Genomic DNA, 12,002 nt, shown 5'->3' on the forward strand with positions numbered 1-12,002 from the left:
CCCTTGGTGCGTGAGCAGCCCCACCCCCGACGCCCTTCTGGGCCCCGCCGACGTCCGCGAACTCGCGGGCGCCCTCGGTGTGCGGCCCACCAAGCAGCGTGGCCAGAACTTCGTGATCGACGCGAACACCGTGCGGCGCATCGTCAGGACCGCCGAGGTGCGCTCCGACGACGTGGTCGTCGAGGTCGGACCCGGGCTCGGGTCCCTGACCCTGGGCCTGCTGGAGGAGGCCGAGCGGGTCGTCGCCGTGGAGATCGACGACGTGCTGGCCGGGGCGCTGCCCGCCACGGTCGCGGCCCGGATGCCCGAGCGGGCCGAGCGGTTCTCGCTGGTGCACTCGGACGCGATGCGGGTGACCGAGCTGCCGGGGCCCGCGCCCACCGCGCTCGTCGCCAACCTGCCGTACAACGTCGCCGTGCCCGTGCTGCTGCACATGCTGGAGACCTTCCCGAGCATCGAGCGCACGCTCGTGATGGTGCAGGCCGAGGTCGCCGACCGGCTCGCCGCCGCGCCCGGCAACAAGGTGTACGGCGTCCCGTCCGTGAAGGCCAACTGGTACGCCGAGGTCAAGCGCGCCGGCGCCATCGGCCGCAACGTCTTCTGGCCCGCGCCCAACGTGGACAGCGGGCTCGTCTCCCTCGTGCGGCGCCCCGCCCCGCCCACCACCTCGGCCTCGCGCCAGGAGGTCTTCGCCGTGGTCGACGCCGCGTTCGCGCAGCGCCGCAAGACCCTGCGGGCCGCTCTCGCCGGCTGGGCGGGTTCCGCGCAGGCCGCCGAAGAGGCGCTGGTCACGGCCGGTGTCTCACCGCAGGCCCGCGGCGAGGCGCTGACCGTGGAGGAGTTCGCCAGGATCGCGGAGGCGCGGCAGAAGTGAGTACGAGTGTGAGCGCGTCCGCGAGCGTGACCGTACGCGTACCGGCCAAGGTCAACGTCCAGCTCGCGGTGGGCGCCGCCCGCCCCGACGGCTTCCACGACCTGGCCAACGTCTTCCTCGCCGTCGGCCTGTACGACGAGGTCACGGTGGCGAAGGCGGACACCTTCGAGATCACCTGCGCCGGACCCGGATCCGACCAGGTGCCCCTGGACCGTACGAACCTGGCGGCGCGGGCCGCGCTCGCGCTGGCCGGGCGGTACGGGCTCGGGGAGCCGGCGGTCCGGATCCACATCGCCAAGGACATCCCCGTCGCGGGCGGCATGGCGGGCGGCTCCGCGGACGCGGCGGGCGCCCTGCTGGCCTGCGACGCACTGTGGGGCACGCACGCCTCGCGCGGTGAACTCCTCGACATCTGCGCCGAGTTGGGCAGCGACGTACCGTTCAGCCTGGTCGGCGGGGCGGCGCTCGGCACCGGGCGCGGCGAGAAGCTGGAAGTCCTCGACGTGGGCGGGGAGTTCTGGTGGGTGTTCGCGCTCGCCGACGGCGGCCTGTCGACCCCGGCCGTCTACCGCGAGTTCGACCGGCTCAGCCCGACGGCGCCCGAGCCCGTCGCGTCGCCCGCCCTGCTGGACGCGCTGCGCACCGGCGACGTGGCGGCCCTCGCCGCGACCGTCACCAACGGCCTCCAGCCCGCGGCCCTGTCGCTCTTCCCGTCCCTGCGGGCCACGCTCGACGCGGGGACGGCGGCCGGGGCGGCGGCCGCGCTGGTCTCGGGCTCGGGCCCGACGACGGCGTTCCTCGCGGCGGACGAGGCGGCGGCGCACCGGGTGGCCGAAGCCCTGGCCGCGTCCGGCACCTGCCGGGCGGTACGGGTGGCCGGCTCGCCCGCACCCGGCGCGACGCTCCTGTAGCCGCCCGCGCCCGGTCCGCGCCTCCGGGTCAGTCCGCGATCCGCAGATCCGTACAGCCGCGCCGGTCGGCGGCGAGCCGGGCGAAGGTCTTCAGGGTGGTCGCGGCGAGCTGCTCGGCCTTGGCGGTCTCGTCCTGGGCGAAGGCCGTGAACAGGGCGCGTTCCCGGTCGCCCGGGCACTTGGCGCTGGCGCGCAACGGGTCGTCCCGCTCGGTCCCGGACCCGCCCGACCACCCCCGGTCCTGGAGCCGGGCGGCCAGGGCCTGGGTGCCGTACTTGGCGGAGAAGCGGTACAGGACCCCTTCGTCGTCGCCCTGGTATTCGGGCGCCTCCGTGCCCAGCGTGCACGTCTCCCACAGGGTCCGCGGGTCGTCGTCGGTGCCGCGGGTCCACGTGACCCGTTCGTCGGCGGTCGTGCGCAGCCCGGCGCAGGCGCCCTCGGTGACCCCGGTGGCGCCGTCCGGGTCGGCGTGCAGCGCCGGCACCTTCGGCGGCCCGGACGGGGCCTTCACCGCGCAGCCCCAGCGGTCGGCGGCGCGCAGGGCGGTGGCGGCGGCCAGCTCGGCCTCCCGCTGCGGTCCGGTGCGGTCCACGCGCGGCCAGGTGTCCGCGTTGTCGTCCTCGACGTAGCCGTGGGACTGCGCCGTGACGACGATCGAACCGCCGTGCGCGCAGGGCAGTGCGGTGACGGTGTTCTTCGCGTCGGTGTAGCCGCGCCAGCCGCCGCGCAGCGGCTGCGGGGTGGAGAGCGCGCCCACGTCCTCGTACGGCAGGAAGAACTGCACGTCGTCCGAGAGCAGGCCGCTGTCCGTGCCGTCCGGGACCCGGCTGACGGTCAGGTACAGGTCGGCGACCCAGCAGAACTCGTAGCGCGCGTCGGTGCCGCCGTGCCGGATGTCGTTCTGGAACGACTCCGTGGACAGCCCGGTCAGCGCGGCCGTCTCCTCGTACGGCAGCAGCCCGTCGCAGTACGACGCGAGCCGGTCCTCCATCCGCCAGCGCTTGCCGGTGTCGCTCACCCGGTACCAGGTCCAGCCGCCGGCCAGGACGACCACCAGCGGCAGCGTCACCCACAGCGCCACCCGTCGCATCACGTGCCGTACCCGCACCGCACCGAACCCCCGTTCGTAGAGAGAAAGGCGCACGCTACCGCACCCGCCACTCCGACTACGCTTGAAAGCCGGCCCAATCCCCAGTCCCCTGGGGGCCGACCCGAGGGTGCAGTCCCGTGGCAGGAGCGAAATGGCAGTCAATCTGGTCAACGTCGAGAACGTGTCGAAGGTCTACGGCACCCGTGCCCTTCTCGACGGCGTCTCCCTCGGCGTCTCGGAGGGCGACCGGATCGGCGTGGTCGGGCGCAACGGCGACGGCAAGACGACCCTGATCCGGATGCTCGCCAAGCTGGAGGAGGCCGACACCGGGCGGGTCACCCACTCCGGCGGCCTGCACCTCGGCGTGCTGACGCAGCACGACTCCCTCGATCCCGTGGCGACGGTGCGGCACGAGGTCATCGGCGACATGGCCGACCACGAGTGGGCGGGCGTCGCCAAGATCCGCGACGTGCTGACCGGGCTCTTCGGCGGACTCGACCTGCCCGGCTTCCCGCAGGGCCTGGACACCGTGATCGGCCCGCTCTCCGGCGGCGAGCGGCGGCGCATCGCGCTCGCCAAGCTGCTCATCGAGGAACAGGATCTGATCGTCCTCGACGAGCCCACCAACCACCTCGACGTCGAGGGCATCTCCTGGCTGGCGAAGCACCTGCGCGAGCGCCGCTCGGCCCTGGTCTGCGTCACCCACGACCGCTGGTTCCTCGACCAGGTCTGCACCCGCATGTGGGACGTGCAGAAGGGCGACGTCTACGAGTACGAGGGCGGCTACTCGGACTACGTCTTCGCCCGTGCCGAGCGCGAGCGGATCGCGGCCACCGAGGAGATCAAGCGGCAGAACCTGGTCCGCAAGGAGCTGGCCTGGCTGCGCCGCGGCGCCCCCGCCCGTACGTCCAAGCCGCGCTTCCGGATCGAGGCCGCCAACGAGCTGATCGCGGACGTGCCGCCGCCGCGCGACTCCAGCGAGCTGATGAAGTTCGCCTCCTCGCGGCTCGGCAAGACCGTCTTCGACCTGGAGGACGTGACCGTCCAGGCCGGGCCCAAGGTGCTGCTGAAGCACCTGACCTGGCAGCTCGGCCCCGGCGACCGGATCGGCCTGGTCGGCGTGAACGGCGCGGGCAAGACCTCGCTGCTGCGGGCCATGGCGGAGGCCGCGCGCAGCGAGGGCGACCGGCAGCCCGCGGCCGGGCGGATCGTCACCGGCAAGACCGTCAAGCTCGCCTACCTGTCCCAGGAGGTCGCCGAACTCGACCCGGAGTGGCGGGTGCTCCAGGCCGTGCAGGCCGTCCGCGACCGGGTCGACCTCGGCAAGGGCCGGGAGATGACCGCGGGCCAGCTCTGCGAGACGTTCGGCTTCGGCAAGGAGAAGCAGTGGACGCCCGTCGGCGACCTCTCCGGCGGTGAGCGCAGGCGCCTGCAACTGCTCCGTCTGCTCATGGACGAGCCGAACGTGCTCTTCCTCGACGAGCCCACCAACGACCTCGACATCGAGACGCTGACCCAGCTGGAGGACCTGCTCGACGGCTGGCCCGGGTCGATGGTGGTCATCTCCCACGACCGGTTCTTCCTGGAGCGGACCACCGACCGGGTCTTCGCCCTGCTCGGCGACGCCACCCTGCGGATGCTGCCGCGCGGCATCGACGAGTACCTGGAGCGGCGCCACCGCATGGAGGAGGCCGCCGCTGCCGCCGCGCCCGCCGCGGCCCCGGCCGCCGCGCAGGCCAAGACCGTCTCCGCGGCGGACAGCCGTGCCGCCAAGAAGGAACTCCAGAAGATCGAGCGGCGGCTCGACAAGATTTCCGAGCGGGAGACCGCACTGCACGCGCGGATCGCCGAGAACGCCACGGACTTCGAGAAGGTGGCCGGATTCGATGCCGAGCTGCGCGAACTGGCCGGCGAGCGTGACGAGCTCGAACTGCGCTGGCTGGAGTTGGCCGACGACGCGCAGTAGCGGCGCGGGCGGCGCGCGCGCCGGGTGAAGGGCGCGTGAAGGCGCGTAACGAGGGCATCACAGGCCGGTCCTCCCTTGGGAACAGGGAGCGGACCGACCCCGTCCTGTACTGCTTTCGAGTGATAGAAAGGGCCGTCTGAGACAAGTCTGAGAACCACTCCAGCACGACCGCGGGTGGCTAAAAGTCAGTGAAGAGGGGGAGCGCTGATGACTCAGCCGCCCAACCAGCCGCCGCACGGCGGCTTCGGAGCACCGCCGAATCAGCCGCCGCAGGGCGGCTCGCAGTCACCGCACGACCAGCCGACGCAGGCGTTCGGCGCGGCGCCGCAGGACCCGCGGCAGGGGGCGGCGCCGCAGCCGCCCGTCGGCCCGCCGCGGACCCCGCCGCCCCCGTCCGCCCCGCCCGCGGGCCCTCCGGGGACCCCGCCGCCCGCGGCCGGTCCCGGCTACGGCTACCCGCAGACCCCGCCGCCCGCCTCGGGCCCCGGTTACGGCTACCCGCAGCAGCCCGGTCCGTACGCCCAGCCGGGCCCGTACGGCCAGCCGCAGCAGCCGGGTCCGTACGGGCAGCCCGGTCCTTACGGGCAGCCGCAGGGCGGGTACGGCTATCCGCAGGGCCAGTTCCCCGGCGGTCCGGTGCCGCCGCCGCCCGGCGGCGGTTCGAAAAACCCCTTCAAGGGCAAGCCAGCCATGATCATCGGTGCCGCGGTCGCCGCACTGCTCGTCATCGGCGGCACGGTGTGGGCGGTCAGCGGCGGTGACGGCGACGACGGCAAGAAGCCGGTCGCCGACAAGAGCCAGGACGCGAAGGACAAGGACTCGGACGGCAAGGTCGACGAGGGCGACGGCAGCGGTGACGGCGGCGCCGACCCGGACGACCTCAACGAGGGCCGCCAGGACGGCGAGGCCAAGGTGCTCTGGTACAAGGAGGCGCCCGACGCCCCCGGTTCCGGCGCCGACGCCCCCGGCATGTGGATCACCGACAAGACGGCGGTGAAGGCCGCGTACAAGGAGGTCGTCGCCTACAACGTCGGCAACGGCGAGCCGACCTGGGACAAGATCGAGCTGCCGCAGAAGATCTGCTCCGTCACCCCGGAGAAGTCGTCCGACGACAAGGTCGTGGTGGCGTACGAGAACGGCGCGAGCGACAGCGCCAAGTGCAACCAGCTCCAGCAGATCGACCTCGCCACCGGCAAGAAGGGCTGGACCGCGACGGTCGCCGAGGGCGGTCTCTTCGACAGCTCCCTGACCATCGGCCTGTCCATCACCGGCGACACCCTGATGGTGGGCCGCTCGCAGTCCGGCACCGCCTACGACCTGTCCACCGGCAAGAAGCTGTGGGACAAGAAGAAGTACGGCGAGGCCTGCTTCCCCTCCGCGTTCGCGGGCGGGGCCAGGCTGATCGCCGTCTCCTCCTGCGGGGCGAGCACGGACAACGAGCACGACGAGGTGCAGGAGCTCGACCCGAAGTCCGGCGCGGTCAAGTGGACCCGGCAGATGGCCAAGGGCTGGACGGTCGCCCGCACCTATTCCGTCGACCCCGTCGTCCTCTACTCCACCAACGAGGAGAAGAAGCAGTGGAACATCGCCACGCTGAAGGCCGACGGCTCGGTCCGCTCGCAGGTCGACGTGGACGAGTCGTTCGCCCCCGAGTGCGACTGGGCGATCCTCGACCGTAGCCTCCAGGGCTGCACGGGCGTCGCCGCCGACGCGGACACGCTGTACCTGCCGACCGAGGCGAAGAGCGGCGCGAACGAGGTCGTCGCGATCAGCCTGGACAGCGGCAAGGAGAAGTGGCGCACCAAGTCGCCCGCCGACGAGACGATGCTGCCGCTGAAGACGGACGGCTCGAACCTGATCGCCTACGTCGAGCCGTCCTACGACGCCGGCGGCCAGATCGTCTCGCTGCCGACCGGCGGCAGCAGCCACAAGACGACCAAGCTGCTCCAGAACCCGCAGGGCACCGCCGACATCGAGAGCAGCTTCTACTCGCGGGACATCGACTGGGTGGACGGACGCTTCTACATCTCCTCCACGCGGTTGACGGGCAACGACGAGACCAAGGAGAAGTTGATGCTGGCCTACGGCAAGTGACCACCGGCCGGCGCACCTCGATCCCGCCGAACCCTTCACCTCCCGCGCGCCCCGCGCGCCACGAACCTTCCGAGGCAGACACGTCATGACCCAGCCGCCGCCCCCGCCGCCGAACCAGCCGCCCAACCAGCCCCCGCAGCAAGGTTTCGGCGCGCCCCAGAACCCGCCCCCGGGCGGCTTCGGCGCCCCGCAGACCCCGCCGCCCGGCGGTTACGGCGCACCCCAGCAGCCCCAGCCGCCGCAGCAGGGCCCCGGTTACAGCTACCCGCAGGCCCCCCAGCCGCCGCAGACGCCGCCGCCCGCCCCGCCGCAGGGACAGCCCACGCCGCCGCCCCCGCCGCAGGGCCCGGGTTACGGCTACCCGCAGACGCCGGGCACTCCGCCGCCCACCCAGCCCGGCTACGGACCGCCGACCCCGCCGCCCACCCAACCGGGTTACGGTTACCCCGGCCAGCAGCCCCAGGGCCCCTACGGCTACCCGCAGCCGCAGACCGTGTCGATGCAGCCGCAGGCCCCCCAGGGCGGCGGCAAGAAGTCCAACAGCCAGCTCGTGATCATCGTGGCGGCCGTCGCGGCCATCGCCCTGATCGTCGGCGGCGGTGTCTGGTACGCGTCCTCGTCCGGCAAGGACGACGACAGCAAGAACACCTCCGGCTCCACCTCCGGCGGTTCGGACGGCGGTGAGGAGGGCGGCGACTCCGGCTCCACCGGCGGCGCCGCGAAGGAGAAGGTCCCGGCGAACACCAGCGCCAAGGTCCTCTTCCAGCTCCCCGCGCCGGAGATCAAGAGCGAGGACGAGATCGACAGCGTCGCCGGCTCCTGGCTCACCGAGTCGGTGTACGCCAAGGCGGGCATCAACAAGATCGTGGGTTACGAGCCCGGCAGCGGCTCCGAGAAGTGGACCCTCGACCTGCCGGGCCAGACCTGCGCGGGCTCGCCCGAGATCACCGGTGACGGGGTCGCCGCGGTGGTCACCGAGGCCGCCAAGCGCGGCAGCGACAACAAGCACGAACTGTGCACGCAGATCCTCGCCTTCAACGTCAACACCGGCAAGAAGCTGTGGACGAAGAGCGTCGACATCAGCGGCACGACGATCGCCTTCGACGAGATCTCCATCTCCGGGTCCACCGTCGCGGCCGGCGGCGGCTACAACGGCGGCGCCGCGTTCGACGTGAAGAGCGGCAAGGTGCTGTGGCAGCCGAAGGTCAGCACCTGCGAGGACGTCGGCTACGCGGGCGGCGACCAGCTCGTCGCGGTCCGCAAGTGCGGCACGTACGACAACGAGAAGTACCAGGTGCAGCTGCTCGACCCGAAGTCGGGCAGCGTGAAGTGGTCCTACAAGCTGCCCGACGGCATCGACAACGCCAAGGTCATCTCCACCAAGCCGGTGGTCTTCGGCGTGGACTCCGGTGAGATCACCGCGTCCGGTGTCACGGACGTCTTCTCGCTCGACGAGAGCGGCAAGCTGCGCACCAAGATCACGCTCGCGGACGGCAAGTACGAGCACGACTGCGGCGTCAACAAGGTTCACGACTGCAAGGGGATCACGGTCGGCAACGACAAGCTGTACGTGCCGACCAAGAGCCACGACGGCGGCGGCGACTACAGCCAGACCAACGAGATCATCTCCTTCTCGCTGGACACCGGGAAGACCACCGGCGACCGCATCGACGCAGGTGACGACTACGAGATCCGCCCGATCCGGATGGACGGCGGGAACATCCTCGCCTACAAGGACGGCCCGTACGACAAGGGCGCCCAGGTCGTCTCCGTGGACGGCAAGTCGCTGAAGGCGACGAAGCTCCTGGAGACCCCCGCCTCGGAGACGGTCCTCGACGCGATCAGCGGCATGGTGCCCGACACCTGCGAGATGCTGTACAGCGACGGCCGCCTGTTCATGGGCAAGGATCTGGTCAGCAAGCCCTACGACGCGGACGAGAAGGAGTACACGGCGCTCGGTTTCGGTGCCGAATAGCGTCCCGTCCGTTCACCTCGGCCGACGGCCCCGCCCCCACCCGGGTGCGGGGCCGCGCGCGTACTCCTGAACACTTGCGAATGGGAGGCATTTCGGTATTCCGGGGCACTTCTCACGAGTAGGGGAAGCGCAACCTCGAACAAGCGTGTAGCTTCCGGGGATGGAGAGCCGGGGGGCTCCTACGCGGGGAACCAGTGGGGATGCTCAGGGGGACTGGGGGGTTGCTCGATGGGAGTTCGGCTCATGGTGGTCGACGACCACCGACTGCTCGCCGAGGCGCTGGCCTCGGCGCTGAAATTACGCGGGCACCGGGTGCTCGCGGCGGCGGCACCGGCCGCGGGCGCGGCGGAGCTGGTGATCACCCGGGCGCCCGAGGTGTGCCTGATAGGTACCGCGACCCCGGCCGCGCCGGGGATCTTCGACCCGGTGGTGAAGATCAAGCGGGAGCGTCCGCAGGTGGCCGTCCTGGTGCTCGGCCCGGTGCCCAACCCGCGCGGCATCGCCGCCGCCTTCGCCTCCGGCGCCTCGGGTTACGTACGGCACGACGAGCGGATAGAGGGTGTCGAGCGGGCGATCATGAAGGCCAGGGCAGGTGAGGCCGCCGTGGCACCGCAGTTGCTCCAGGGCGCGTTCAGCGAACTGCTCAACCCGGCGGCGCAGCCCGACGACGAGGGGCAGCGGCTGCTCCAGATGCTCACCCCGCGCGAGGTGGAGGTGCTGGTGCGGGTGGCCGACGGTGAGGACACCCGGCTGATCGCGGCCGGCATGGGGATCGCCCCGAGCACCGCCCGCACCCATGTCCAGCGGGTCCTGATGAAGCTGGGCGTGGGCTCCCGCCTCGAGGCGGCGGCGCTCGCCGCCAGGACCGGCCTGCTCGACCGGGCGGGCCCGGTGACGAACTCGCCGCCCGTGCCCCCCGGACCGCCGGGACCCGCGGGAACGCCGGCGGGGCCGGAGTGAACTCCGGCCCCGCACGGGATGGTTACTCGCCCTCGCCGGGCGTCGGCGGCGCCGTGGGACGCAGCTTGAGCCAGACGAGGAAGAACAGACCGAGGACGAGCATCGCGAGGCCCGTCCACAGATTGATGTTGATGTCCTGGGCCTTCTTCAGGTCCTCGTCGGACGGGCTGATACCGGCGATCGTGACGATCACGCCGTAGACGACGAACAGGCCGCCGATGATCCGCCGGATGTCGAAGAGCCGGGCGGCGGTCGCCGACTTGCTCTCCAGCTCGGAGACTTCACGCTGCAATTCGGACATGGGTCATGCCTCCGATCGGGTCAGAAGGAGTACGGGACGTAGCAGGCGGCGGCGAGGACGACCGCGCCCCAGCCGAGCACGGCCGGCTTGCGGTACCAGGCGTCGTCACCGGTGGCCGGCGGCTCCTCCATACCGGGGGACCGGGTGCCGTAGACCAGGCCCGCGAGTTCGGCCGCCGGCTTCGGGGCGGTGAACAGGGTGACCACGACCATGACCACCGCGCCGGCGACGAAGCCGACGATCGCGGAGACGAAGTTGGCGCCCTGGTCACTGGGGATGTCGATGACGCCCTGCTTGTAGATCCAGAAGTAGTTGACCATCGCGGCCGTGGTGCCCGCGAGCAGGCCCCACACACCGGACTTCATGGAGGCCCGCTTCCAGAACATGCCGATGATGAAGACCACGAACATCGGCACGTTGAAGAAGGAGAAGAGCGTCTGGAGGTAGCTCATGATGTTGGAGAAGCTGGACGCGATGAACGCCGTGCCGATGGACGCGAGCACGCCGATCGCGGTGATGAGCCGGCCGAACTTCAGGTAGTAGCCGTCCTCGCGGTCCTTGACCACGTACTTCTGCCAGATGTCCGTGGTGAACACGGTGTTGAACGACGAGACGTTGGCCGCCATGCCGGCCATGAACGCGGCGAGCAGACCGGTGACCGCGATGCCGAGCACACCGTTGGGCAGCAGCTCCTGCATCAGGTACGGGATGGCGTCGTTGTACTGGAGGTCCGATCCTGCGGTGCCGATCTTCGGGACCAGGACGGCGGCGACCAGTCCGGGGATCATCACCGCGAAGACGATGAAGATCTTCGGGAAGGCGGCGATCAGCGGGGTGCGCTTGGCGGCGGACAGGTTCTTCGCGGACAGGGCGCGCTGCACCTCGGCGAAGTTGGTGGTCCAGTAGCCGAAGCCGAGCACGAAGCCGAGGCCGACGACGATGGTCAGCCAGTTGGCGCCGAGCGGATTGGCGTCACCGATGCCCGTACCGCCCCACGCCGACAGGAAGTTGTCGCCGTGGCTCTTGGTGAGCGAGTCGGACAGGCCGTCCCAGCCGCCGACCTTCTTCAGGCCGAGGATGGACAGCGGGATGAGCGCGGCGAGGATGACGAAGAACTGGAGCACCTCGTTGTAGATCGCCGAGGACAGACCGCCGACCGTGATGTACGCCAGCACGAAGACGCCGGCGACCACGATGGCCACCCACTGCGGCCAGCCGAGCAGCGCCTCGACGACGATCGCCAGGGCGTAGAGGTTGACGCCGGCGATCAGGATCGCCGCGAAGGCGAACAGGATCGAGCTCAGCAGATGTGCGGACTTGTCGAAGCGCTGGAGCAGGAACTCCGGCACCGACCGGACTTTCGAGCCGTAGTAGAACGGCATCATCACCAGGCCGAGGAAGACCATGGCCGGGATGGCGCCGATCCAGTACCAGTGGACGACCGCGACGCCGTACTGCGCGCCGGTCGCGGCCATGCCCAGGATCTCGGTGGCGCCGAGGTTCGCGGCGACGAAGGCGAGGCCGGTGACCCAGGCGGGCAGCGAGCGCCCGGACAGGAAGAAGTCGAGGCTCGTCTTCACCGAGCGGCGGGCGGCGAAGCCGATGCCCAGCACGACGACGAAGTAGATCGCCAGGATCGTGTAGTCGAGACCGTTCGTGGGGAGACGCAGGCCGTCGGCGAGCTGGACGCCTCCGGCCGGGAATGTGGGGGACTGCATAGGAACTCGCTTCGTTGCGTGAACGTATCCGACCGGAACATACGCCTCCGCGTTAAATAAATGAACACTACAAGTGATGTTCTTTGTTTGATTGTGATGTTGACGTCCGTGCG

9 protein-coding genes are annotated in these 12,002 nt (G+C 70.9%); 6 read left to right on the plus strand and 3 right to left on the minus strand.

Features of this window, described 5'->3' with window-relative positions; all coding sequences use genetic code 11:
- Positions 1-10: 10 nt before the first annotated feature.
- A complete protein-coding gene (gene rsmA, locus ACFV6E_RS24255) occupies positions 11-874 on the plus strand; it encodes a 16S rRNA (adenine(1518)-N(6)/adenine(1519)-N(6))-dimethyltransferase RsmA (RefSeq protein WP_385164553.1) in 864 nt (287 codons plus the stop codon).
- Positions 871-1,785 carry a 4-(cytidine 5'-diphospho)-2-C-methyl-D-erythritol kinase gene (locus ACFV6E_RS24260; RefSeq protein WP_385164550.1) on the plus strand — a complete coding sequence of 305 codons (915 nt, stop codon included), beginning with the start codon at positions 871-873 and terminating at the stop codon, positions 1,783-1,785. The genes rsmA and ACFV6E_RS24260 overlap by 4 nt, the downstream gene beginning before the upstream one ends.
- Before the next feature lie 28 nt (positions 1,786-1,813).
- On the opposite strand, the gene ACFV6E_RS24265 is transcribed toward ACFV6E_RS24260, so the two are convergent.
- Positions 1,814-2,929, minus strand: coding sequence for a hypothetical protein (locus ACFV6E_RS24265; RefSeq protein ID WP_385464519.1), 1,116 nt, complete (start codon positions 2,927-2,929; stop codon positions 1,814-1,816).
- A gap of 97 nt (positions 2,930-3,026) precedes the next feature.
- On the opposite strand from ACFV6E_RS24265, the gene ACFV6E_RS24270 reads away from it, so the two are divergent.
- The 4 genes from ACFV6E_RS24270 (at position 3,027) to ACFV6E_RS24285 (ending at position 9,870) form a co-directional block, all read left to right on the plus strand.
- Positions 3,027-4,841: an ABC-F family ATP-binding cassette domain-containing protein gene (locus ACFV6E_RS24270; RefSeq protein WP_385164544.1), complete on the plus strand. Its 1,815-nt coding sequence runs from the start codon at positions 3,027-3,029 to the stop codon at positions 4,839-4,841.
- Positions 4,842-5,048: 207 nt separating this feature from the next.
- Entirely contained in the window at positions 5,049-6,935 is a 1,887-nt protein-coding gene (locus ACFV6E_RS24275; RefSeq protein ID WP_385164541.1) for a PQQ-binding-like beta-propeller repeat protein, read from the plus strand.
- Between the two features lie 85 nt (positions 6,936-7,020).
- Positions 7,021-8,910: a PQQ-binding-like beta-propeller repeat protein gene (locus ACFV6E_RS24280; protein WP_385164539.1), complete on the plus strand. Its 1,890-nt coding sequence runs from the start codon at positions 7,021-7,023 to the stop codon at positions 8,908-8,910.
- Positions 8,911-9,138: 228 nt separating this feature from the next.
- On the plus strand, positions 9,139-9,870 hold the full coding sequence (locus ACFV6E_RS24285; RefSeq protein ID WP_385164537.1) for a LuxR C-terminal-related transcriptional regulator: 732 nt from the start codon (positions 9,139-9,141) through the stop codon (positions 9,868-9,870).
- A gap of 22 nt (positions 9,871-9,892) precedes the next feature.
- On the opposite strand, the gene ACFV6E_RS24290 is transcribed toward ACFV6E_RS24285, so the two are convergent.
- Together ACFV6E_RS24290 and ACFV6E_RS24295 are read right to left on the minus strand one after the other, a co-directional pair.
- Positions 9,893-10,171 carry a hypothetical protein gene (locus ACFV6E_RS24290; protein WP_385164534.1) on the minus strand — a complete coding sequence of 93 codons (279 nt, stop codon included), beginning with the start codon at positions 10,169-10,171 and terminating at the stop codon, positions 9,893-9,895.
- Positions 10,172-10,191: 20 nt separating this feature from the next.
- Positions 10,192-11,889, minus strand: coding sequence for a sodium:solute symporter family protein (locus ACFV6E_RS24295; protein ID WP_385164531.1), 1,698 nt, complete (start codon positions 11,887-11,889; stop codon positions 10,192-10,194).
- Positions 11,890-12,002: the final 113 nt, after the last annotated feature.

The organism is Streptomyces sp. NPDC059785, from assembly GCF_042732375.1.
GTDB lineage: Bacteria > Actinomycetota > Actinomycetes > Streptomycetales > Streptomycetaceae > Streptomyces.

Bases quoted from the DNA above. Each gene is read 5' to 3' on its own strand.
- ACFV6E_RS24270 (WP_385164544.1), top strand. From the start codon at position 3,027: ATGGCAGTCAATCTGGTCAACGTCGAGAACGTGTCGAAGGTCTACGGC.
- ACFV6E_RS24275 (WP_385164541.1), top strand. From the start codon at position 5,049: ATGACTCAGCCGCCCAACCAGCCGCCGCACGGCGGCTTCGGAGCACCG.
- ACFV6E_RS24280 (WP_385164539.1), top strand. From the start codon at position 7,021: ATGACCCAGCCGCCGCCCCCGCCGCCGAACCAGCCGCCCAACCAGCCC.
- ACFV6E_RS24285 (WP_385164537.1), top strand. From the start codon at position 9,139: ATGGGAGTTCGGCTCATGGTGGTCGACGACCACCGACTGCTCGCCGAG.
- ACFV6E_RS24290 (WP_385164534.1), bottom strand. From the start codon at position 10,171: ATGTCCGAATTGCAGCGTGAAGTCTCCGAGCTGGAGAGCAAGTCGGCG.
- ACFV6E_RS24295 (WP_385164531.1), bottom strand. From the start codon at position 11,889: ATGCAGTCCCCCACATTCCCGGCCGGAGGCGTCCAGCTCGCCGACGGC.